Origin of the sequence: Bradyrhizobium guangdongense, assembly GCF_004114975.1 — a bacterium.
In the GTDB taxonomy this organism is placed as follows: domain Bacteria; phylum Pseudomonadota; class Alphaproteobacteria; order Rhizobiales; family Xanthobacteraceae; genus Bradyrhizobium; species Bradyrhizobium guangdongense.
Genome location: NZ_CP030051.1, coordinates 7,278,563 through 7,301,625, shown reverse-complemented (window position 1 = coordinate 7,301,625; position 23,063 = coordinate 7,278,563). Strand labels below are relative to the sequence as shown.

At 65.0% G+C, this 23,063-nt stretch carries 21 protein-coding genes; 5 read left to right on the top strand and 16 right to left on the bottom strand.

The annotated features are described in order from the left end of the window. The first annotated feature begins 95 nt into the window (after window positions 1–95). Window positions 96–1,298 (top strand): ABC transporter substrate-binding protein, encoded by a 1,203-nt coding sequence (locus X265_RS34970; RefSeq protein WP_128968961.1) that lies wholly within the window; start codon window positions 96–98, stop codon window positions 1,296–1,298. Between the two features lie 203 nt (window positions 1,299–1,501). On the opposite strand, the gene X265_RS34965 is transcribed toward X265_RS34970, so the two are convergent. From X265_RS34965 to X265_RS34950, 4 genes are read right to left on the bottom strand one after another with little or no spacing between them, the layout of a single operon-like run. Beyond that, window positions 1,502–1,888, bottom strand: coding sequence for an MAPEG family protein (locus tag X265_RS34965; protein ID WP_128968960.1), 387 nt, complete (start codon window positions 1,886–1,888; stop codon window positions 1,502–1,504). Window positions 1,889–1,915: 27 nt separating this feature from the next. Then, complete coding sequence (locus tag X265_RS34960) at window positions 1,916–2,998, bottom strand: lipocalin-like domain-containing protein (RefSeq protein ID WP_128968959.1); 1,083 nt, start codon at window positions 2,996–2,998, stop codon at window positions 1,916–1,918. Next, the gene (locus tag X265_RS34955; protein ID WP_128968958.1) at window positions 2,988–5,450 is read right to left on the bottom strand and encodes an FtsX-like permease family protein; all 2,463 of its coding nucleotides are present in this window, start codon (window positions 5,448–5,450) and stop codon (window positions 2,988–2,990) included. The genes X265_RS34960 and X265_RS34955 overlap by 11 nt, the downstream gene beginning before the upstream one ends. Beyond that, window positions 5,447–6,100 carry an ABC transporter ATP-binding protein gene (locus X265_RS34950; protein WP_128968957.1) on the bottom strand — a complete coding sequence of 218 codons (654 nt, stop codon included), beginning with the start codon at window positions 6,098–6,100 and terminating at the stop codon, window positions 5,447–5,449. Before X265_RS34950 ends, X265_RS34955 begins: the two co-directional genes overlap by 4 nt. Window positions 6,101–6,244: 144 nt before the next feature. Between X265_RS34950 and X265_RS34945 the strand changes: the two genes are divergently transcribed. Further along, complete coding sequence (locus X265_RS34945) at window positions 6,245–7,588, top strand: MFS transporter (protein ID WP_128968956.1); 1,344 nt, start codon at window positions 6,245–6,247, stop codon at window positions 7,586–7,588. A 48-nt stretch (window positions 7,589–7,636) separates the two neighbouring features. On the opposite strand, the gene X265_RS34940 is transcribed toward X265_RS34945, so the two are convergent. From X265_RS34940 to soxX, 11 genes are all read right to left on the bottom strand, one after another. Next, a complete protein-coding gene (locus tag X265_RS34940) occupies window positions 7,637–9,352 on the bottom strand; it encodes an N-acyl-D-amino-acid deacylase family protein (RefSeq protein WP_128968955.1) in 1,716 nt (571 codons plus the stop codon). Between the two features lie 131 nt (window positions 9,353–9,483). Further along, entirely contained in the window at window positions 9,484–10,692 is a 1,209-nt protein-coding gene (locus X265_RS34935) for an MFS transporter (protein WP_128968954.1), read from the bottom strand. A gap of 322 nt (window positions 10,693–11,014) precedes the next feature. After that, the gene (locus tag X265_RS34930; protein ID WP_128968953.1) at window positions 11,015–11,194 is read right to left on the bottom strand and encodes a hypothetical protein; all 180 of its coding nucleotides are present in this window, start codon (window positions 11,192–11,194) and stop codon (window positions 11,015–11,017) included. A gap of 3 nt (window positions 11,195–11,197) precedes the next feature. Then, complete coding sequence (locus X265_RS34925) at window positions 11,198–12,238, bottom strand: MBL fold metallo-hydrolase (RefSeq protein WP_128968952.1); 1,041 nt, start codon at window positions 12,236–12,238, stop codon at window positions 11,198–11,200. 328 nt (window positions 12,239–12,566) lie between these two features. Then, window positions 12,567–13,025 (bottom strand): DsrE family protein, encoded by a 459-nt coding sequence (locus X265_RS34920; RefSeq protein ID WP_128968951.1) that lies wholly within the window; start codon window positions 13,023–13,025, stop codon window positions 12,567–12,569. 2 nt (window positions 13,026–13,027) lie between these two features. Next, complete coding sequence (gene soxB / locus X265_RS34915) at window positions 13,028–14,773, bottom strand: thiosulfohydrolase SoxB (RefSeq protein WP_128968950.1); 1,746 nt, start codon at window positions 14,771–14,773, stop codon at window positions 13,028–13,030. Between the two features lie 54 nt (window positions 14,774–14,827). After that, window positions 14,828–15,133 carry a hypothetical protein gene (locus X265_RS34910; RefSeq protein WP_128968949.1) on the bottom strand — a complete coding sequence of 102 codons (306 nt, stop codon included), beginning with the start codon at window positions 15,131–15,133 and terminating at the stop codon, window positions 14,828–14,830. Further along, a complete protein-coding gene (soxA, locus tag X265_RS34905) occupies window positions 15,130–15,993 on the bottom strand; it encodes a sulfur oxidation c-type cytochrome SoxA (RefSeq protein WP_164938946.1) in 864 nt (287 codons plus the stop codon). The genes X265_RS34910 and soxA overlap by 4 nt, the downstream gene beginning before the upstream one ends. Further along, the gene (soxZ, locus tag X265_RS34900) at window positions 15,993–16,304 is read right to left on the bottom strand and encodes a thiosulfate oxidation carrier complex protein SoxZ (protein ID WP_128968948.1); all 312 of its coding nucleotides are present in this window, start codon (window positions 16,302–16,304) and stop codon (window positions 15,993–15,995) included. Before soxZ ends, soxA begins: the two co-directional genes overlap by 1 nt. Before the next feature lie 20 nt (window positions 16,305–16,324). Next, the gene (soxY, locus tag X265_RS34895; RefSeq protein ID WP_128968947.1) at window positions 16,325–16,810 is read right to left on the bottom strand and encodes a thiosulfate oxidation carrier protein SoxY; all 486 of its coding nucleotides are present in this window, start codon (window positions 16,808–16,810) and stop codon (window positions 16,325–16,327) included. A gap of 22 nt (window positions 16,811–16,832) precedes the next feature. Then, complete coding sequence (gene soxX, locus X265_RS34890) at window positions 16,833–17,189, bottom strand: sulfur oxidation c-type cytochrome SoxX (protein WP_128968946.1); 357 nt, start codon at window positions 17,187–17,189, stop codon at window positions 16,833–16,835. A gap of 233 nt (window positions 17,190–17,422) precedes the next feature. Here soxX and X265_RS34885 point away from each other — a divergent pair, with 233 nt between their 5' ends. Further along, window positions 17,423–18,097 carry a DUF938 domain-containing protein gene (locus X265_RS34885; protein ID WP_128968945.1) on the top strand — a complete coding sequence of 225 codons (675 nt, stop codon included), beginning with the start codon at window positions 17,423–17,425 and terminating at the stop codon, window positions 18,095–18,097. 12 nt (window positions 18,098–18,109) lie between these two features. Here X265_RS34885 and X265_RS34880 read toward each other — a convergent pair whose 3' ends face one another. After that, a complete protein-coding gene (locus X265_RS34880) occupies window positions 18,110–20,179 on the bottom strand; it encodes a prolyl oligopeptidase family serine peptidase (RefSeq protein ID WP_128968944.1) in 2,070 nt (689 codons plus the stop codon). Window positions 20,180–20,367: 188 nt separating this feature from the next. Here X265_RS34880 and X265_RS34875 point away from each other — a divergent pair, with 188 nt between their 5' ends. After that, entirely contained in the window at window positions 20,368–21,615 is a 1,248-nt protein-coding gene (locus tag X265_RS34875; RefSeq protein ID WP_128968943.1) for an MFS transporter, read from the top strand. 173 nt (window positions 21,616–21,788) lie between these two features. Next, window positions 21,789–23,024, top strand: a complete 1,236-nt coding sequence (locus tag X265_RS34870) for an MFS transporter (RefSeq protein WP_128968942.1) — start codon at window positions 21,789–21,791, stop codon at window positions 23,022–23,024. The last annotated feature ends 39 nt before the right edge of the window (window positions 23,025–23,063 follow it).

Sequence of the window (23,063 nt, the reverse complement as noted above, 5' to 3'; positions counted from 1 at the left end):
CTATACCAATAGCCAACATAAACCCATGGGCACGGCCGATCTTCTTCACTACTATCCGCGCGATTTCAAAACAGAACAATGCTGGGAGATAACAGATGAAATCAGGACTTTTGGCCGCTGCCGCAATTTCGGCTCTCTTGCTCGCCGCGCCGGCCTCCGCGCAAGGAACGGGACAAAGCGTCAAGATCGGCATTCTCAACGACCAGTCCGGCGTCTATGCCGATTACGGCGGCAAGTACTCCGTCGAAGCGGCCAAGATGGCGATCGAGGATTTTGGCGGGGAAGTACTCGGCCAGAAGATCGAGATGGTCACCGCCGATCACCAGAACAAGCCGGATCTGGCCACCTCCATCGCGCGACGCTGGTATGACGCCGACAATGTCGACATGATCACGGAGCTGACGACGTCGTCGGTGGCGCTCGCCGTGCAGGACCTGTCGAAGGAAAAGAAGAAGATCGACATCGTGGTCGGCGCGGCGACGTCGAGCATCACCGGCTCGGCGTGCTCGCCTTACGGCTTCCACTGGGCGTTCGATACCCATGCGCTCGCGGTCGGCACCGGCGGCGCGCTGACCAAGGCGGGCGGCGACAGCTGGTTCTTCCTCACTGCGGACTATGCCTTCGGCTACGCGCTGGAAAAGGACACCAGCGAGATCGTCACCGCCAATGGCGGCAAGGTGCTGGGCTCGGTCCGCGTGCCGCTCAACTCCTCGGACTTCTCCTCCTTCCTGCTGCAGGCGCAGAGCTCGAAGGCGAAGATCGTCGGCCTCGCCAATGCCGGCCAGGACACCACCAACTCGATCAAGCAGGCGGCCGAATTCGGCATCGTCTCGGGCGGCCAGAAGCTCGCGGGCCTCCTGATGACGCTCGCCGAAGTACATGGTCTCGGCCTGCAGGCGGCGCAGGGCCTGGTGCTGACCGAAGGCTTCTACTGGGATCATGACGACACGACACGAGCGTTCTCCGAGCGCTTCTTCAAGCGCACCGGGCGGATGCCGAGCATGATCCACGCCGGCACCTATTCGGCGACGCTGAGCTATCTGAAGGCGGTGAAAGCCGCTGGCACCAAGGATACCGAGGCGGTTGCCAAGAAGCTGAAGGAGCTGCCGGTCGACGACGCCTTCGCCAAGGGCAAGGTGCTCGAGAACGGCCGCATGGTCCACGACATGTATCTGTTCGAGGTCAAGAAGCCCTCGGAATCGAAGAAGCCGTGGGACTATTACAAGCAGCTCGCCGTGGTCCCCGGCGACCAGGCCTTCTTCACCGCCAAGGAAAGCGGCTGCCCGCTGACGAAGTAACGGGAAGAGGCAGCGCTCGCGCTACAAACTCCTCTGTCGTCCCCGCGAAGGCGGGGACCCATAGCCACAGGGTTATGTTGTCGCGCGAACTGCTAACTCCGAGTCTTCGCCAAACGCGATCCTGCGGTTATGGATCCCGGATCAGCGCTCACTGCGTTCGCTTGTCCGGGATGACACCGAGAGTATGGACGCAGCCGGGCTCACTACACCAACCTCAACACCACCGCGCCCAGCGCCCCCGCCCACAGGGCGATCGCGGCGGTGGCCTGGATCGCAAAGCCCGGGCCGCGCTTGGCGGCCGCCTGCGAATAGCCGATGAAATAGACGATGCGGCCGACGATCCAGACGGCGCCGATCGCCGCGGCGCCGGCATTGCTGACATAGATCGCGAACAGCCAGAGCGCCGGCAGGAAGATCGGCATCCATTCCAGCGTGTTCATCTGGATGCGGAAGGCGCGCTCGAAGTCCGGATGGCCGGACATCGCCGGCGCCTTGACGCCGGTCTTGCTGCGCGAGCGCGACACGTAGATGCAGGTGAAGAAATAGAATGCGATCGCCAGCAGCGTGACGAGGGCGGTGAGGTGATACATCGCTGGTCCCTTCAAACAGACCGCGCTTCAATAGCCGGTCAGCTCGAGATAGCCAACGCCGTCATGCGTACCGGCGAAGCTGATCGGTCCTTCCCAATAGGAGAAGCCGGTCCCCATCCATGCCGCAGGATTGAGCGGCTTGCAGGCAATCGAGAATGAGCGTGAGGGGATCGCGATTTGCCATTCCACCGGCAGCTTGCGTCCTGCCACCTCCGCCGTGGCCTTTGGCGCCATCTGGATGTCGCTTCCCGCGATCATCTGCGTCTCGCCGCTGGCGCTGATCCAGTTGCCGAACGGATAGCCTTTGCCGTCTTTCTGACGCAGCCGGTACAGCATCAGCTTGTCGCCGGAGGAAAGATGCAGCGACAGCCAGTCCCAGCCGGTCTGGTCGGTATCGAGCGGTTGGCTGCTCCATTCCCGGTCCATCCAGGCCTGGCCCGTGACATCGACCTGGATGTCGTCGATCGTGAGAGTGCCGCGCGCGCGGTAGAACGGCTGACTGTAATAGTAGGATGCCTGCCCGCGCTCGGATTTGCGGCTGTAGCCGTGATCGCCCTGCAACACGACCGGGCGATCGGCTTCCAGCGTCAGCGCGTAGCTGAAATCGGTGCTCGAGGCCTGCAGCGTCACCGGCGACAAGGAGCGATCGTCGGTGCGCTCAGAACCTTTCATCTCCCAATCGTCGATCCACGCCGCGAACGGCCTCGCCTCGACACCGGCCTGGCCGATGCCGCCCCGCGAAAACCGCTCGTTGAAACGGTGGGTGTCGGCGCGCGTCACCGCCGCATGCGCCATCCAGATCTGCTGATTGGCCCAGCCTTCGCCTTGCGGCCCCGGCTTCGCGGCCTGGCGGAACAGCGTCCATTGCAGTCCGCACGCCGCGCCGCTGGCATCGACGAGATTTGCCGTCAGATACCACCACTCGATGCGAAATTCCGGGTGTGGGCCGTGATCGGCAGGAAAGGTGAATGCCCTTCCAGGCGTGACCTTCGCAAAGCCATCGGCCGTTTCACCGAGCCCCGCATAGCCCTGCGCACCGGCGCGGCGCGCGAGCGCCAGCGCGGCGATGCCGCCGGCAAACGTACGGCGCGAGAGTCTGTCAGCGCTCATTGGCAAACACCTTGACGAGATTCGCCGGCTGCATCCGCGCCAGCCGCAGCACCGGCAGCAGCGCGGCCAGCAGCGAGGCTACAAGCGCGACCGCGACCAGCTCGACGAGTTGCAGCGGAAACACATGGAACGGCAGCCGCCAGCCGAACGCCTTCACGTTCACGATCGCGATCAGGCACCACGCCACTAAGAGCCCGAGCGGCACGGCCAGCAGCGAGGTGAACAGCGCGACCGACAGCGTCTTGGTCAGCTCGATCGCGGCAAGGCGCGGCCGGGTGATGCCGATCGCCCAGAGCGGCGCGAGCTGTGGCAGCCGCGAATTCGCCAGCGTCAGAAGGCTGGTCAAGAGCGCGATGCCGGCGACGCCGAGCGTGAAGGCATTCAGCGCCGAGGTCACTGCAAAGGTGCGGTTGAAGATCCGGATCGATTCGGCCTTCACCGTCGCCTGGTCCGCCACCGCGCGGTCGTCGAGCGCGAACTGCTTCTGCAACGCCGCGATCAAGCCGGGAATCTTGTCGCGCGGGACGATCAACCCGATCCGGGTCTGCGGCGTCTGCGGAAACTGCCGGATCAGCGCCGCAATATTCACTGCGAGCTGCCCCTTGGGATTGCCGTAATCGGCATAGATGCCGACGATGTCGAGCTCCCAGGTCCCTCCCGGCGCCGGCACCTCGATGACATCGCCGATGCGAACGTGGAGGCGGCGGCTGAGTTGCTCGCTGATGAAGGCGGCATTGCCCGGCACGAGCTGCGTCCAGGCGCGCGGCGCTGTTTCCAGCAGCGGCCAGCGCTCGCGATAGAGCCGGTGATCGGGCAGGCCGAGCAGTTCCACCGGCTGTCCCTGAACCTGGGTCTCAGCGCGCCCGCCCGACAGGATCGCCTGCACCTCGGGCCGGTCCTTCAGCCAGTTGCGGATCGCCGCGCCTTGCGCATTGTCGGCAGCGCTGATGTAGACGTCGGCCGCGAGCCGCCCGTCGAGCCAGCCGACGAAAGTGCGGCTGAAGGTCTCCACCATGGTGGAAACCCCGACATTGACCGCGAGCGCGAGCAGCAGCGCCATCAGCGCCAGCGACAGGCCGGAGAGCTGCTGCCGGCTGTCCGCCCAGAACCACAGCGCCAGCGGTCCGCGCGCCAGATGCTGGCCCGCGAGCAAAAGAACCTCCAGGAACGCCGGCAGGATCAGCGCCGCGCCGAGCATCAGCGCGGCCAGCACGCCAAACCCCGCGATCAGCGATTGCCCGTACTGGAGCAGGAGCAACGCGACGCCGAACACGGCGCAGGCGGCACAGCTTTGCAGGACCAGCCAGCGGCGCTGCCGCTGCTGCCACGCGCGCGGCTGCGCGGTCGCCAGCACGGGCATGCGGATCGCCTTGATCAGGCTGGTCGCCGCCGCCACCAGTGCGCCCGCGACGCTGATGCCGATGCCGGCGAGCCACCATTCGGGCCTTAACGTGAGCTGCCCCGGAATCTGCGCGCCATAAAGCCCGCGCAACGATGCCGCAACATCAGGCAGCAGCGCCGCCGCGATGACATAGCCGCAGACGAGCCCGATCAGACCCGCGACCAGCGCCAGTGCCACCAGTTCGACGACCAGTACGCTGTTGACCAGCCGCGCCGAAGCGCCACAGGCGCGCAAGGTCCGCAGCATCGGCAGCCGCTGCTCGAAGGCAAGGCCGACGGCGGAGTTGACGATGAAGAGGCCGACGAAGAACGACAGCAGGCCAAACGCGGTGAGGTTGAGATGGAAACTGTCGGTCAGCCGTTCCAGCTCGGTCTCGGCGGTCGGCGCTATCAACTGCAACTGCTCGCCGACGATGCTCTGCAGCGGCGCGGGCTTGCTCTTCGCCTTGCCGATCAGCAGGCGGGAGACTTGATCTGGCTTGTTGAGCAGCCGTTGCGCGACGCCGATATCGACCACCAGCACGTCGGGCACGAGCTGCGGCAGCACATGCAGCGGCGGCAGCTTCGCGCCGCTGCTGATCGACGGCGTTGCGCCTTCACTCTCCTGTAAGTCTCGGAGCGTCTCCCGCGCCACCAGCGTCTGCCCGGGCGCCGCGACGAAGCTGCTGAGATCCGCGGCGCCGAGGCGCGGCGCATTGCCAACATCGGCCGGCAGCGTCACCGGCTCGATGCCGAGCAGCCGCATCGATCGCCCGTTGATCTGCACCCGCCCTTCCAGGGCAGGTGAAACCGGCCAGCCCCCGCGGCGAAGCTTGACGAATAAATCCTGCGGAAACGTCGCCGCCTCAGGCGCGACCAGCGTCGCCGTGCGCACGCCGCCGAACGTCGCCGCCGCGCGGTCGTAGGCTGTGCGGGCCTGCTGGTTGATCGCCTGCACGCCGCTCCACAGCGCGGTGGCCGCGATCAGCCCGATCAGCAGCGTCGCGAACTGCATTCGGTGTCGCCGCCAATGGCTGAGCAGCACCGCCAGCACCCACAGCGCGCGCCTCATGCGATCCGCCCTGCGTGCAGCACGATGTGGCGGTCGAGCGTTCCGGCCAGATGCAGGCTGTGCGTCACCATCAGGAAGCCGCAGCCGGTGCGCGCGACGAGGTCGCGCGTCAGCGCCAGCACGTCATCGGCGGTGGCTTCATCCAGATTGCCGGTCGGCTCGTCCGCCAGCAGCAGCGACGGTTTTGTCGCCAGGGCACGGCCGATCGCGACGCGCTGCTGCTGACCGCCCGATATTTGCTCGGGATAACGCCTGAGCAGGCCGCCGAGCCCGAGCCGCTCGACCAGCTCCCTGGTCCAGGCGGCGTCATGCCGACCGGCAATGCGCGCCTGGAAGGCGAGATTGTCCGCGACCGACAGGCTCGGGATCAGGTTGAATTGCTGAAACACCAGGCCGATCCGGTCGCGGCGCAATTCGGCGCGGCCCGCATCCGTCAGCCCGGTGATCTCGGTATCTCCCAGCCGGATCGAGCCGGCATCGGCGGCGTCCAACCCCGCGATCAGGTGCAGCAGCGTGCTCTTGCCGCTGCCGGATTCGCCCGTGAGCGCGACGCGTTCACCTGCCCTGAGGTCGAGGTCGACCCCGCGCAGCACATGGACCGGCTCGCCGGCCGAGGTGAAGGTCTTTGAGAGGTTTCGGATGCTCAGCAAGATCAGTGCGCCGGACGGAATTTACTCGATGTTGCGTAGCACACCTGGCGTGGAAATGCCGGGGTTGCGTTGCCGTTCAAGCCGTTGTTAGCTCGCGGGACGGCCAAATCAAAAGTGCCGACAAAAGAACATGCGGGGAGAACGATGAGCGCTCAGGGAACGCCCAATATGGCGGGCAGGACGGCAGGGACGTCCCAGGGGACGACGGCGACGCCGAAGGGCGCCTGGACCGTCACTTTTCTCCTCTTCCTCTTCATGGTCGTGAACTTCGCGGACAAGATTGTCGTCGGCCTCGCCGGCGTGCCGATCATGACCGACCTGAAGCTCCAGCCGGAGCAGTTCGGCCTGCTCGGCTCCTCGTTCTTCTTCCTGTTCTCGATCTCGGCCATCGTGGTCGGTTTCATCGTCAACAAGGTCGCCACGCGCTATGTGCTGCTGACCTTGGCGGTGATCTGGGCGCTGGCGCAGTTTCCGATGGTCGGCACCGTCTCCTTCACCACGCTCTTGATCTGCCGCATCGTGCTCGGTGCGGGCGAAGGCCCGGCTTTCTCGGTCGCGGCGCATGCGATCTACAAATGGTTCCCGGACGAGAAGCGCACGCTGCCGACCGCGATCCTGTCGCAGGGCTCGGCGTTCGGCGTGATCCTGGCCGTTCCGGCACTGAACTGGGTCATCGTCAATCATTCCTGGCACTATGCCTTCGGCGCGCTCGGTGTCGTCGGCCTGATCTGGGTCTGCGCCTGGCTCGCGCTCGGTGTGGAAGGCCCGCTCGAGGACACGCAGGCGCTCGCGGTCAATGAGCCGAAAATTCCCTACCTCCAGCTTCTCACCTCGCGCACCTTCCTCGGCTGCGTGATTGCGACCTTCGGCGCCTATTGGGCGCTGTCGCTGGGGCTCACCTGGTTCACGCCCTTCATCGTCAAGGGGCTCGGCTTCTCGCAGAGCCAGGCCGGCTTCATCTCGATCCTGCCCTGGGTGTTCGGCGCCACCATCGTCATCCTGACGGGCTGGATCTCGCAGGTGATGATGGCGCGCGGCTACACCACCCGCATCTCGCGCGGCGTGCTCGGCTCGGTGCCGCTGATCATCGGCGGCCTGATCCTGGCGATGATGCCGCATGTTGCGGGTGCGGGCCTGCAGATTGCCCTGCTCGTGGTCGGCTCCGGCCTGTGCGGAGCGATCTATGTGGTCTGCCCGCCGATGCTCGGCGAATTCACGCCGGCCTCGCAGCGCGGCGCCGTCATCGCGATCTACGGCGCGCTCTACACGCTCTCGGGCATCATCGCGCCGATGGTGATGGGCACCGTGATCCAGCGCGCCGGCAGCATGCTCGACGGCTACATGACCGGCTTCACCATCAACGCAGTGGTGATGATCGGCTCCGGCGTCATCGGCCTGCTGCTGTTGTGGCCGAACACCGAAAAGGCGAGGCTGACGCGCGGCGCGGCTCCGACCGCTTCGCTGAAGCGTGCGGTGTCGCCGACGTAACGGCGGCGCGCTTTCTTACCCTCCAGGGGGAGGTAAGCGGCAGCCGCGCTACTGCATCCCCTGCGTGCCACGAACCAGCTTCCCCGGCCGGCGTCCGGTTGCCTCGCCGTGCCGCCGCGTCACCACGCCGGACACGATCGTCGCCTCATAGCCGTCGACATCCTGCAACAGCCTGCGGCCGCCGACCGGCAGGTCGTAATGCACCTTCGGCGGATGCAGATGCAGCCGGTCGTAGTCGATCACGTTGACGTCGGCCTTGTAGCCCGGCGCGATCAAGCCGCGGTCGGTCAGCCCCACCGACAACGCGGTCTTGCGTGACTGCGCGGCGACCACGAACGGGATCGTCAGCTTCTCGCCGCGCGTGCGGTCGCGCGTCCAGTGCGTCAGCAGATAGGTGGGGAAGCTTGCGTCGCAGATGATGCCGCAATGGGCGCCGCCGTCGGAGAGGCCGGGCACCGATCGCGGATCGATCAGCATCTCGCGCGTCGCATCGAGATTGCCGTCGGAATAGTTGAGGAACGGCACGTAGAGCATGCCGCGGCCCTCGTCCGACAGCATCGCGTCGTAGGCGAGCTCCTCCGGCTGGCGTCCCTGCCGGCGCGCCTGCGGGCCCAGCGCGTTCTCCGGCGGCTGCTCATAGTCGGGGGGATCGCCGAGCAGGAACATCTTGTCGTAGTTCGGACGGAAGAACAGCGGGTCGTCGGTCGCGGTCGCCGTCTCGCTCAGGATCGCTTTGCGCATCTCAGGTTGCCGCAGCCGCGCCAGCCTCTCCCCAAGCGGCAGATGCGCGATGGCCTTGTAGCTCGGATGGGTCTGGAACGGATTGCGCGACAGTTCGAGCCCGAGCAGCAGCCCGACCGGACGCGCCGCGATCTGCGCGGTGATGGAGAGGCCGCGCCTGGCGGCCGCATTGATCTCGTCCAGCGTCTGGCGCCAGCGGTTGGGTGATCTGTCGTTCTGCGTGATCGAGAACGAGATCGGGCACTTTGTGCTATCGGCCACCCGCAGCATCATCGGCAGGTCTTCGTGGATGGTGGAGAGGTCCAGCACGAATTGCAGCACGCTGCGGCCTTGGCTGTGCATCGCGCCCGCGATCGCGGTGAGCTCGTCCTCGCCCGCCTTCAAGGTCGGGGTGAAATCGCCGGTCGAGGTGCGATGGTTGAGCGTGCGCGAGGTGGAGAAGCCGAGCGCGCCCGATCGCACCGCTTCGCCCGCGAGCTTCGCCATTGCTGCGTTGTCCTCGGCGGTCGAGGGATCGCGGCGCGCGCCGCGCTCGCCCATCACATAGACGCGCAGCGCGGCATGCGGCAACTGCGCACCGATATCGATGTCGAAATCGCGCTTCGACAGCCAGTCCATGTAATCGGGAAAGCTCTCCCAGGCCCAGGGAATGCCGGCGCTCAGCACCGGCTCCGGAATGTCCTCGACGCCTTCCATCAGCTGGATCAGCCTGACGTGGTCTTCAGGCTTGCAGGGCGCAAAGCCGACGCCGCAATTGCCCATGATCGCGGTGGTGACGCCGTTTTGCGACGACGGCGTGATGTCCTGGCTCCAGGTCACCTGCCCGTCGTAATGAGTGTGGACGTCGACGAAGCCCGGCGTCACCAGCTTGCCGCGCGCATCGATCTCTTCGCGGCCCTTGGCCGAGACTTTACCCACCTCGCTGATCCTGCCGCCTGTCATGGCGACATCAGCCTCGAACAACTCGCCGCCATTGCCGTCCGCGACGGTGCCGCCGCGGATCACGAGATCAGGGGTGCTCATGTGTTTCTTCCCGTTTTGTTGTTTATTGTGTTGTCGCTCTATCGTTTCGTCGTCCGGACAAGCGCAGCGAAGCGGAGCGCCGATCCCGGGACCCATAACCACGGGGAACAATTTGGCGAAGACTCGGATGCTTAAGCCTTCGCTTGCGCCTTCCGCTCAGTGAACGGCGACAGCACCACGGTCGCCACCATGAAGATCACTGACGCCCCGAACACCCAGTGCGGCGCGCTCTGGTCCATGATCCAGCCGAACAGCAGCGGTGAGATGATGCCGCCGAGATTGAAGCCGGTGGAAACGATGCCGAAGGCGCGGCCTGCGGCACCGGGAGGCGCGGCGTTGCGCACCAGCATGTCCCGCGACGGCGCGATCACGCCGGAGAGGAAGCCGGCAATCGCCATCGTGGCGGTGAGCACCCAGACAGGCAACGTGATCAGCGCGATCAGCAGCACGATGGCGGCATTGGCGGCAAAGCAGGCGGCGGCGACATAGCCGTGGCGCTCGGTGTGATCGGCGAGGAAGCCGCCCGCGAGTACGCCCGCGGCGCTGGAGCCAAGGAAGGCGGTCAGCATGACGTTGGCAGAGGAATAGGAGGCGCCGTAGCCACCCATCAGCGCGACCACGCCGAAATTGTTGATACCCGCGACCGATAGGCTGAGCAGCATGAACAGCACGGTGAGCGCGATCAGGGCCGGCGTGATCACGGCCTGCTTCGGTGCGTTCTCGGCGCCGGGCTTCGTCTTGTGCGCACCGGCATCGGGAATGCTCATGACCACTAGCAGCAGCGCCACCGACACGCCGATTGCGCCCGAGGCGGTCAGCGCGCCGCCGCCGCCGGAGACGGTCACGAGCGCGGCGACAATCGCCGGTGCCACGGCGCCGCCGAGAAAGCCGGCGAAGGTGTGGATCGAGAAGGCGCGGCCCATGCGGGCCTCGTCCATGTGCTCGGCCAGGATCGCGTAGTCGGCAGGATGATAGACGCTATTGGCGAGCCCGAGCAGCACGGCGCAGGCGATCAGCGAAGCGTAGCTGAGGTGCAGGCCGAGCATGATCAGCGCGAGCCCGCCGAGTATCAAGCCGCCGAGCAGGATCCTGCGCGCGCCAAAATGGTCGACGAGATAACCGGTCGGCGCCTGCGTCAGCCCGGAGACGACAGCCGACACGGTCAGCGCAAAGCCGAGCTCGACATAGCCGACGCCGAGCTGGTTCTTGAGGAACGGGAACAGCATCGGCAGGACCAGCAGATGGAAATGGCTGACCCAATGGGCGATCGAAATCCCGATCAGCGTGCGTAGCGCGCTGTCCGCCTTGCCTTGTTGCGGTGCGGCGAGAACGTCGACCATTGCAGTTCCGTTTCACGTCCTGGAAGCGCGCAAATTATCGAGGACGGCGGTTGTTTGTCCATGAACGCAGGCGCATGGCAGGTAGCAGAGGTCGCTCGTTGCGATCGCGACCATCCAGTAGAGCACACTGCGCTCCCTCCCCCCTTGTGGGGGAGGGTGGGGGAGAGGGGTAGCCCAGGAAAAGGTATTCGTTGTCGCGAAGAAGATCTTTCGCGCGATCGATGGAGTCCCCGTGTGGCACCCCTCTCCCTAGCCCTCCCCCACAAGGGGGGAGGGAACGTACCGTTCGTCGTGTAAGATCACCTTCTACTACGACTTCCCCTCACAGCGGCTCGTCGTCTGTCCCGTAACGATCAAGCTTCGGCGTCGCGATGTCGCCGTCTTCGTAATCGTCGTCGGGGTCGCGTGGCGGCTGGGGCTTGCCGGCCTTGTGGTTCACAGTCTTCGGTGGTTCGCCCGGCTTGGCGGTCCTGTTTCCGGTCTTGTTTTCGATTTTCGCCATGACTCAGCCGTGCACCACCGGCCCGCCCGCCTTCTTCCACGCATCGATGCCGCCGGCGATATGGGCGGTGTTGGCAAGGCCTGCGCCTTTCGCCGCGGCGACAGCCATCGCCGAGCGCTCGCCGAAGGCGCAGAAGAACACGACGCGGCGGCCGGTGGCGGCGGCGACCTCGCGCAGCATGCCGCCGGGCTTGAGGCTTTCCTCGACGCTCGGATAGGGCGTGTGCAGCGCGCCTTCGAGCATGCCGTGCTTGATGCGCTCGCTGGTCTCGCGCAGATCGACCAGCAGGATGTCGGGCCGGTGCAGGGAGCGGATCGCCTCGACGGCGCTGAGCGCGCGGCCCTCTTTCTCCAGCTCTTCCTGATGCAGGCCGACATGCATGTTGGCCGGCACCGCCACGTCCATCATCTTCGGGTTGGGCAGCTTCAGGTTCGCCATCAACTCGATATATTCGTCGACCGAGCGCACCTGCAGCCGCGGATTGTAGCGTTTCTCCTCGCCGATGGTCGAGACGGTGTCGCCCTTGTAGTCATGCGCCGGGAAGACCATCGTCTCGTCAGGCAGCTTGAGCAGCCGGTTGAAGATCGAATCGTATTGCGCGCGCGACGAGCCATTCTGGAAATCGGTGCGGCCGGTGCCGCGGATCAGAAGCGTGTCGCCGGTGAAGACGCGATCGCCCATCAGATAGGAATAGGAATCGTCGGTGTGACCCGGCGTGTACATCACGTCGAGCGACAGGCCCTCGATCGTCACCTTGTCGCCGTCGGCAACCCGCATTGCCACCACGTCGGCCTTGGTCTGGTCGCCCATCACGGTCATGCAATGGGTGCGGTCGCGCAGCTCGCCGAGCCCGGTGACGTGGTCGGCATGAAGATGGGTATCGACCGCCTTGACCAGCTTGAGATCGAGCTCGCGCAGCAGCTGGCAATAGCGATCGACCTTCTCCAGCACGGGATCGAGGATCAGCGCCTCGCCGCCGGCGCGGCTGGCGAGGACATAACTGTAGGTGCCCGAAACACTGTCGAAGAGCTGGCGGAAGATCATGGCAGGAACCCGGCGTGGACTCGTTTCTAACAATTCTACTACGCCAGAGCCTCGGGAGAGAAGTAATTCACTGCAGAAACAAGAAAATCTAGAAGATTCTTATTGTAGGGGGCGGCTGGGGTGGCTGCTTATCGTTGCCGCGAAGGAGGTGCGCCCCCTCTCCCGCTTGCGGGGGAGGGGTGGGGATGTCTCCGCAACGGGACAGTCGCCAAGAGAAAACAGCCCCCACCCGGCGCTTCGCGCCGACCTTCCCCGCAAGCGGGAGAGGTTGAGCAAGCCCGCGGCCTACTCATCCCATCAAATAACCACGGGAGGGTACGCAGGCCTGTTACGGCCGCACCACCGCATACCCGTTCTCCGCCAGGAACAGGATCTGCCCCACGCCCACCTGCACCGGCGTTGCGCCCGGGATGTACTCGGGTCGCTTGCCGGTCTCCCGCTCGACCGTATCCACCGTGTTGAGGCAGATATCGAAGCGCACGCCCTGCGCGATCAGGCTTTCGACCTGCTTGCGGCGCTCGTTGCCCGACAGCAACAGATCGATGCCGGGACCGAAGGTAACGACCTCGACGGCGATCTTGTCGGGGTCGTAGGCCTTCAGCAGATTGTTGGCGACGCTCAGCACCAGCGCCTGCTTCTTCACGTCGCCATCGGAAAGTTGGAGCACGATCTTGTGCTCGGCGAACGGCTTGTCCTGGAGCGGGACCTGCTGCGCGAGAGTGAGCGGCATCGCCGCCCATGTGAGCAGCGCCACTAGCATCGCGCTGAAGATTTGCGACCGCATCATCGCTATCCTGCTATGCCCGGATTGCCGTCGACGCCTTTCAGTGTGACGCCGGTGCCGAGCCGCTCGGGCATCATCCGCCCCGAGCGCAGATATTTGGCGACCACGTCCCACACCGGCGCGCCCTGCTGAGCATTGACCGAGGCCCAGCCCGCGACCTTGTAGTGCCTGTTGGCACTCAGCGCCTTGCCATTGGCGAGCTTCAGCTCGGAGATGCGGCTGCCTATCGCGTTGGTGGGACTGCAGGCGTAGCTGAGGCCGCCGGCGCGCACCATGTCGCCGCCTTGCTGGTAATAGGGATCGGCGTTGAAGAGATTGTCGCAGACGTCTTCCAGCACGTCCTTGATCTGCGCGCCGGTCATCTCCTGCACATAGGTTTCGGGATAGGTGATCGCGGTCTCCGCGAGCACGTCCTCCATGGTCAGCGGCTGGCCGGACAGAGCGGTGAGGCCCCAGCGGAAGCCAGGCGACAGCGCGATCTCGGCGTTGAGCTCGGTGCGCAGCGCGGTGCAGATCAGTTCGTCGACGGGGCCCGCGAAATTGTCGCGCCGATAGAGCAGGCGATCGGGCGTGGCGATCTTCTCGGACCAGTCGGTCACATGCTGTGCGCGCAGCTTTCCGATCAGATCGGCCATCGCAGGATCGGGCTTCAACAGCTCCGAATAAACCGGCAGCAGATGATATCTGACATCGCCGACCTTGCCCTTGTCGAGCGCGAGATCGAGCACGCCCAGGAATTTCCCGTTGGAGCCGGCGTTGGTGACGAGCGTCGTGCCGCCGGCGTTCTTCACCAGGATCGGCTGCGGTACGGCGTCATGGGTATGGCCGCCGAGAATGACGTTGATGCCCGTGACGCGGCTTGCAAGCTTGAGGTCGACGTCCATGCCGTTGTGCGACAGCAGGATCACCGCATCGACCTTGTCCTTGCCGCGCAGCGCATCGACATGCTTTTGCAGCTCTTCCTCGCGGATGCCAAAGCTCCAGTCCGGCGTGAACCGCTTGGGATGGGCGATCGGCACGTAAGGAAATGCCTGGCCGATGATCGCGACGCGATGGCCACCGAGCTCCTTGATAACAGACGGTTTGAATACACGGCCCGTCGCCTTGTCGAAGGCGGGGGCGTCGTTGAACGCGGCCTCTTCGGTCAGGAAGACGTTCTGCGCCAGGAACTCGCCCTTGAAGTGCTCGAGATTTTCACGCAGTACCTCTTCACCATAGGTGAATTCCCAATGCCCTGTCATCGCCTCGATGCCGAGCAGATTGGCGACCTCCACCATGTCGCGGCCTTGCATGACATTGGCGAGCCCGGTGCCCTGCCAGAGATCGCCGCCGTCGACCAGCATGGCATGCTTGTCGCCGACATCGTTGCGCAGCCGGTCGATCAGCGTCTTCAGATGGGCGAAGCCGCCGAGCTTGCCGAAACGGCCGGCGGACTTTTCGAATTCGACACAGGTGAAAGCATAGGCGTCCGCGCTGTCAGGCCGGATGCCGAAGCGCTCCAGGAAGGCGCGACCGACCAGATGCGGCGGCTGCCCCGCCATCTCGCCAATGCCGATATTGACGCCGGGCTCGCGGAAATAAACCGGGTTGAGCTGCGCGTGCGTATCGGTGAGGTGCAGGATCCGCGCGTTGCCGAAACGCTCGATATCGTAGATGCTCGCGGCTTCAGCGCCGCGCGCGAGCCGCGGCAGGCCGAGCGAGCTGGCGACAGCAACTGTACTCTTCAAAAAGTCCCGGCGGCGGATCGCCATGCCACATTCTCCGCGCCGATTCCCGGCAGGTCGATAGTTCCACGAGAACTCACTCTAGCGGATTTCCATCGCCTTCCAGGCGTCTTTTTCCGATGTCGCCTGCACAATCGATGCCTTTGCCAGCGCTTCGGCCTCTTTTGCGGCGGCCACGGCGCGGTCAAAATCGCCTCCATCGCCCGCCTTCTTGGCGGCCGCCAGCGTCGCGACCGTCGTGGTCCACTGGTTGCGCATGCCGGCTGCCTCCTTGGACGCGGCCTCCGCGGCGGCATAGGCCGCCTTGTAGTCCGCTTCACTCGCCGCGCGCGCCGCCGGCGCGAAGCTCAAGGCGAGCAGCATGGCGAGGGCAAGTGACCGCTTCATGGCCGCGCTCCCGGGCCCGATATCGGCAGGCCGTTGGCGACGTAGGACAGGAAATATTCGACGTCGCGATATTCGTCCGCCTGCGGCTCCAGCGGAACCGCACGGGTCTGGCTGTTGCAGGTCATGAGGCGGCGGGTGGTGGTGCCCATGCCACTCCATTCGGAGCGGTAGATCGGCATCGCGTTGAGGATGCCGAGCGCGGGCGCCAGGATCTCGGCGCGGATGCGCTGGCCCGGGCTCTGCACATGGCAGCTCGCGCAGGAGAAGTTCAGCTGGCCGCGGCGCGTGTAGAAATAGCGCTTGCCGTTCTCGAACGCCTCGAGCGCGCGCGGATCATCGGGAATCTTGATGTCCATCGGCTTGCCGCGCGAGGTGAAGGCCATGTAGGCCGTGAGCGAGGCCATCTCGTCCTTGACGTAGGAATAGGGCTGTTCGCCATTGGCCTCGCGGCAGCGGTTGAGCGCGAGCTCGAGCGTGACGACCTTGCCCTCCTTGGTGTCGAAATAAGGATAGTTCTGGCGAATGCCGATGCCGCCGTTCGGGAAGCAATCGGCATAGGTCTTGCCGTTCTTGAACGGCGTCGAGAACATCTCCTTGCCGGCATCGAGCGCGAACTCGTAGGGCGGGAATTCTTCCTTCTCCTGCCACTGCCGCTTCATGTCCTCGTTCATCGAATAAGGGCCGTTGACGAAATCCTCGTGCTTCACGTCAGGAAACTTCTGGAAGAAGAAGTTCTGGAACGCCTTGGCGTCGGCGGCGGGATCGACCTTGTCGGCCGCGATCACGCGCGGCGAGGTGAGCGCGAACGCGACGAGCGCAGCGCTCAGCGAGCCAAGCAGGAGGGAGGAGCCGGCCTTCATCAGGCGATCTTCGCGGTGGTCTGGTCGGACCCGCCCTTGTTGTCGGTCCAGGAGATCGTGAGATCGTCGCCCTTCTTGGCGCCCTTGAAGCTGAACTTGATATAGGGGTCCTTGGAGACCGCCGGTCCCCAATCGGCGACGAACACCTCCTTGCCGTTACAGGCGAACTTCAGCTCCTGGATGAAATGCGGCGGGATCAGCTCGCCCTTGGCGTCCTTGACGAAGCCGGAATCCATGGGGTGCTGGATCAGCGCCTGCACTTCGGTGATGTCGCCGTTGGCGGTGGCGCGGACGCGAATGCTGGATGCCATGTTCGATCTCCTTTCGCGCCTCAGCCGCCGCAGCCGCCGACCGTGACCTTGACTTCCTTGGTCGCGCTGAAAAGCTTGCCGTCGGCTTCCACGATCGCGACCACATTGGTGGTCTTGGCCATCTTCAGGCGGTTGGCGACGACGGGCATGGTGCCGTCGGGAATCTTGTAGGACGCCGCGAGCGCGTTCGGGTTCTCGGCGACGAAGAACGAGATCGAGGTGACCTTGTCCAGCGTCGTCGTCACCGAGATCGGCACCACCGCGCCGTTCTCGGCGATCTCAGGCGCATCGAGCTTGACCTTGTCGGAAGGCTCGGCGGTCTTGCCGTAGAGCGCCTTGATCGCGTCGGCCTCGCTCTTCTGCTTGAACGCCTCTTCCGGATATTTGTCGTTCGCCGCGGCCTGCGCCGGCGTGAACGGTAGATTGCCGAGGCCGATCAGCGCGACCGTAACGGCACCCTGAAGGATCAGGCGCCGGGTCGGTTGAGGGCCGATATGCGTCGTCATCTCGAGTCTCCTTGGCCCGCCGTTACAGCGTCTGCAGGAAATCAACGATCGCGTTGATCTCCCGTTCAGTGAGGATTCGGTTGCGGCCGAACGGCGGCATCATGGTCTGCGGGTTGCGCTTGGTCTCGTCGAACAGGATCGCGGCCAGCTCGTTACGATCAGGGTATTTGGCCTTGAGGTCCTTCAGCTCCGGCCCGATCGTTCCCGGCAGATCGCCGCCAATGATGACGTGGCAGGTCAGGCAATTGCCCTTGCCGCGGTCGAAGGCGAGCTTTTGGCCCTCGGCGACGGTCGATTGCGCCCACGCCGGGCGCGCGGCGAGGCCGGCGAGGACGACCAGCGCGAGGAGCAGGGCGGGCTTGCGAAAAAAGGCGGTCAAGGCGTCGTTCCGAGGCGTGATTTCGAAGGTCTGGTAGCGGAAATATGGTGCTCAAAGCACAAACGACATGCCCTGACAATCAACACTATGCAGGGCGCAAAATGGCGTTAATATCTGCCGCATTGCAACTGAAGAGATAGATCGTTCATCAAGCCGGCTTTGCCGGGCTGCGTTTTGGGGCGTTTGGTCCTTGCTCGCGTTTTGGACTGCTTTCTCATTTCCGGGGACGTGAATTGGCTGAATATGTCGTCGAATTTGGCAGGGACGGCGGCCGGGTCGAGCCTGACGGTCGCCTTGATGCGCCCGCCTTCCACCGCAATCACGAACCGCTCTGGGCCGCGCTGGCAAAGCATCTCGCCGGGCGGTCGGGCGACGTCGTCGAGGTCGGCAGTGGAACCGGCCAGCACGTGGTGTATTTCGCCCGTCATACGCCCGATCTGGTTTGGTGGCCGAGCGATCTCAACCAGCGCCACGTGAAGAGCATCGAGGCCTGGCGCGTGCATTCGGGCCTGACAAACATCCGCAGCCCCCTGCGGATCGATCTGTCCGATCCCGATTGGTGCCCGGAGATGCGAAACGGGCAGGGGCCGAGCGATCTTTCGGCCGTGTTCTGCGCCAATGTCATTCATATCGCGCCCTGGTCGGTGGCGGAGGGGCTGTTTGCCGGCGCTGGCCGCTACTTGCGGTCCGACGGCGAATTGTTCCTTTACGGCCCGTTCAAGCGCGACGGCAAGCACACCGCGCTCAGCAACGCCGTGTTCGACACCTCCTTGCGTGAAGGCAACCCCGAATGGGGCGTGCGCGACCTCGGCGACGTCGAGACGCTCGCGCGCGGTGTGGGCTTTCGTCTCATCGATACGATCGAGATGCCCGCGAACAATCTGACGCTGGTGTTCGCGCGTGGTTGAGGCGCGAGGCCGTCAGGCCTCGCCGTCCCGCCACCCGATCTTCTCCTTCAAGAACTGAAAGCCCAGCACCTGGAAGCCGGCGCGCTCCTTGTTGTCCTTGCCGTAGCCGTGGCCGCCGGCGGCGGGCTCGTAGAACCAGGCTTCATAACCCATCGCCTGGAGCTTGGCCGCCATCTTGCGCGCGTGGCCGGGATGGACACGGTCGTCGCGCCGCGTCGTGGCGATCAGGATCGGTGGATAGGCCTGGCCGGGCTTTGCGTTGTGATAGGCCGAGTAGGTCTTCAGCCATTCCCACTCTTCCGGCTTGTCAGGATCGCCATATTCGGCGATCCAGCTCGCGCCCGCGAGTAGTTTCGTGTAGCGGCGCATGTCGATCAAGGGAATCGTGCAGAACAGCGCGCCGAAGCGCTCGGGATAGCGCACCAGCATGTTGGTGATGAGGATGCCGCCGTTCGATCCGCCCTGCGCGGCGATGCGTTTCGGCGTCGTCACGCCGCGCCGGACCAGATCGGCGGCCACGGCCGCGAAATCATCGTGCGACAGCTTCTTGCCGGCGTAGCGGCCGGCATCGGGCCAGCGCGTGCCGAACTCGCCGCCGCCGCGCAAATTGGCCTGCACCGTGGTGCCGCCGCGCTCGAGCCAGAGCTTGCCGAGCGATGAATTGTATTGCGGCCTCACTGCGAGGCCGAAGCCGCCATAGGCGGTCATATAAACAGGTGCAGCGCCTGACACGCCGGCCGGGCCGGTCTGCACATAGGGAATGCGCTCGCCGTCGACGGAGACCGCCTCGTGCTGCGTCACCACGAGGCCGTCGGCGTTGAAGGTCTTCGGTGCCTGCTTCAGGACGACAGGGCTTCCGACGCCGCGCTCGAGCAGCATCAGCGAAGGCGGCGTCAGCGGGTCCTGCACATTGGCAAGCAGGTCGCCATTGCTCTCGGATTCGTGGGCATCGAGACCCCAGACGTCGACCACACCGATGTCGGGAAGCCCTTGCAGCTTCTGCCGGCTCCAGCCCGACGCTGAGGGCGTGCAGAGCTCGAACACCGGCCGCAACTCGTCGAGGATGGAGAGCAGGAGCTTGCCGTCGCTCCAGGAGAAGCCTTGCAGCGCCCGCCGCGGGCCCGGCTCGAACAGCACCGTGAAGTCGCGGCTGCCCGCCATGAACGCGGACAGCGACATGCCGAGCATCGCGTCGGCTTCATAAGTGTGTCCCGCAACCGACCAGGTCTCGCGCGGCTTGACCGACAGCCAGTCGCCGTGGGTCTGCATCCAGATATTGCTGGGCAGGTCGAGGGTGGTGGTTGCACCGGCCGTAGTGCCGAGCGAGGTACGGAAATTGAAGAAGTCGGTCTGGTCGATGAACCAGATGCGCTGTGACGGCACGGTGTTATCGACGTAGCTGTACACCCGCATGTGGTCGGCGCTCGTCTCGAACACCACCGGCGCCTGCTCGACGCCGGTCCCGCGCCGCCACAGCCGCACGGATCTCGCGTAGCCCGAGCTTGTCGCCATGCCCTCGCCGAGCGCGCTGGACAGTAGCAGCGTGTCGGCATCGACCCATTCGGCGCTGCTCTTGGCCTCCGGCAGAAAAAAACCGTCCACCACAAAGCTCCTGGTGTCGGTGTCGAATTCACGCAAGGTCACGGCATCGCTGCCGCCGCGCGAGAGGGCCAGGATCACCCGCGTGCTTCCGGGCCGGGACGACGCGCCGCTGAACAGCCAGTCGTTGCCTTCCATCGCGGCGAGCTGGTCGATGTCGAGCAGGATCTCCCAGGACGGCGTCGCCGTACGAAATTCCGCAAGCGTGGTGCGCCGCCATAGGCCGCGTGGATGCTCTGCGTCCTGCCAGAGATTGTAGAGGTAGCCGTCACGCCGCCGCACATAGGGAATGTTGTCCGGCCGATCGAAGATCGCCGCGAGCAGGTCACGATCACGCTCGAACGCCGCGCCGCCGTATTTTGCCAGCGTCAGCTGGTTCTGCCGCTCGACGAATTCGAGCGCGCGGGCGCCTTCAACCTCTTCGAGCCAGAGCCATGGATCGTCGTCGGGAGCGCTGAGCGTGGGCCTGCTGTCGACGGACATGAGCGAAACTCCCTGTAACGGCGGCCGGATAGGATTTGATCGAACGCAAGCCGTCAAGGGCGCGGGCCTGATATCATGCGCCTGATTGCGTCAGAGGCATGGCCTGCGCCCGTTTGCGCCGGTTGCCCGGCTGTTTCGGCCCCTCCATAGTGCCGGGAATCAAGAAGGCCCCTTGGGCGAAAGTGCCGATGATAGACGTGACTGCCACCAACGAGATTGCCGATGACGCCCGTGCGCGCGCCAATGTGCTGCGCCTTGCCGCTGCGCAGGCGCTGACCGGCGCCAACTCGGCGGTGATCTTCGCCACCGGCTCGATCGTCGGTGCCATGCTCGCACCCGACATCTCGCTCGCCACCGTGCCGCTGTCGATGTACGTCGTGGGCCTCGCCGCCGGCACGCTGCCGACCGGCGCGATCTCGCGCCGCTTCGGCCGGCGCGTCGCCTTCGTGATCGGCACCGGCTGCGGCGCGCTCACCGGCCTTCTCGGCTCGTTCGCGATCCTGCATGCTTCGTTCGCGCTGTTTTGTCTGGCGACCTTCCTCGGCGGCCTCTATGGCTCGGTGGCGCAATCCTATCGCTTCGCGGCTGCGGACGGCGCCAGCGCCGCGTATCGCCCCAAAGCCGTGTCGTGGGTGATGGCGGGCGGCGTGTTTGCCGGCGTGCTCGGTCCGCAGCTCGTGCAATGGACCATGGACGTCTGGTCGCCTTATCTGTTCGCCTTCAGCTTCCTGGTCCAGGCTGCGGTCGCGCTTGTCGCGATGGGCATCGTCGCCGGCGTCGACATACCCAAGCCCGCCCCATCAGATCTGCATGGCGGCCGGCCCCTGCTCACCATCGTGACCCAGCCGCGCTTCATCGCCGCCGCGCTGTGCGGCGTCATCTCCTATCCCATGATGAATCTGGTGATGACCTCGGCGCCCTTAGCCATGAAGATGTGCGGGCTCTCGGTCTCCGATTCCAATTTCGGCATTCAATGGCACATCGTCGCGATGTATGGGCCGAGCTTCTTTACCGGCGCGTTGATCTCTCGCTTCAACGCACCGAAGATCGTGGCCGCCGGCCTGTTGCTGGAAGCCGGCGCCGCTACCATCGGGCTGTCGGGCATCACCGCGATGCACTTCTGGGCCACGCTGTTCGTGCTCGGCGTCGGCTGGAATTTCTCCTTCATCGGTGCCTCAGCGCTGGTGCTGGAGACGCACCGTCCGCAGGAGCGCAACAAGGTGCAGGCCTTCAACGACTTCCTGGTGTTCGGCATGATGGCGATCGGCTCGTTCTCTTCCGGACAGCTGCTTGCGAATTACGGATGGTCCGCGGTGAACCTGGTGGTGTTCCCGCCGGTGGTGATCGGCCTCGTCGCGCTCTCGGTGGCGTCCTGGGCCCGCCGCCGCAAGGCCCGGCTCGAGGCCGCGATGGGCGAGTTCCCGGACGCGATCTGAATTTGGCAGGAGACTGTCAGCAACGTTGATAGTTTGATCGCTGTCGAAGTGATTTTCTGAGATGATTGACTAGATGATGCGTCATGGCCGGGCTTGTCCCGGCCATCCACGTCTTGAACGCGCAGATCGACGAGGATGTCCGGGACAAGCCCGGGCATGACGGAGTGGTTAGTATGCTTGACAATCCACAGACTCCGCCGGTCGACGAATCCTCGCTCCGCTATCAAGGCTGGCGCATCGTCGCCGTCTGCTTCCTGCTCGCGACGTTCGGCTGGGGGCTCGGCTTCTACGGCCAGAGCGTCTATGTCGCCGAGCTCCAGCGTGCGCATGGCTGGTCGGCCTCGCTGATCTCCGCAGGCACCACGTTCTTCTACCTGTTCGGCGCGCTGCTCGTCGTGTTCGTCGGCGAGGCCGTCCAGAGATACGGTGCGCGCCTCGGCCTGATCGCCGGCACGCTGGCGATGGCGGCAGCGAGCGTCGCGATCGGCGCGGTGCGCGAACCCTGGCAGCTTTATCTCGCCGACGCGGTGCTCGCCTTCGGCTGGGCCGGCACAAGCCTTGCCATGATCACCAACACCATCAGCCTCTGGTTCGACCGCAAGCGCGGCATGGCGATCAGCCTGGCGCTCAACGGTGCCAGCTTCGGCGGCATCGTCGGCGTGCCGCTGCCGGTGAGCCTGATCAGCCACATCGGTTTCGCCAACGCGATGTATACCGCCGCCGGCGCCATGCTGGTGCTGCTCGTGCCGGTGATCCTGCTCGTGGTCGGCCGGCCGCCCGATCTTCACGGCTGGCGTGGTGTCGCGAAAGCAAAGCCGCAATCCTCCACGGAGGTTCGCAAGCGCGCGCTGCGCGATATCGGCTTCCTCACCGTCACGATCGCGTTCGCGCTGGTGCTGTTCGCGCAGGTCGGCTTCATCGTGCACCTGATCTCGTTCCTCGATCCCGTGATCGGACGCGAGCGCGCGGCGGTCGCGGTCGCGGTGCTCACCGCGATGGCGGTGGTCGGCCGCGTGCTGTTCTCGCTGGTGATCGATCGCCTCAACCAGCGGCTCGCGTCAGCGCTGTCGTTCCTGAGCCAGGCGGCTGCGCTCTGCGTCGTGATCAATCTGCACAATGACTACGTGTTGATCGCGGCCTGCGCCGTGTTCGGCTTCTCCGTCGGCAATCTCATCACGCTGCCGTCGCTGATCGTGCAGCAGGAGTTCGATTCGGCCTCGTTCGGCGTGCTGATCAGCCTGAACACCGCGATCAACCAGGTCACCTATGCGTTCGGCCCCGGCGTCGTCGGCTTCTTGCGCGATTGGTCCGGCGGCTATTCGCTGCCGTTCTATCTCTGCATCGCTCTGGAAGTGACAGCTGCGGCCCTGATCATGATGCGGGGCAAGTCAAGAGCAAAACTCTCGTAGGGTGGGCGAAGGCGCACAGCGCCGTGCCCACGACCTATA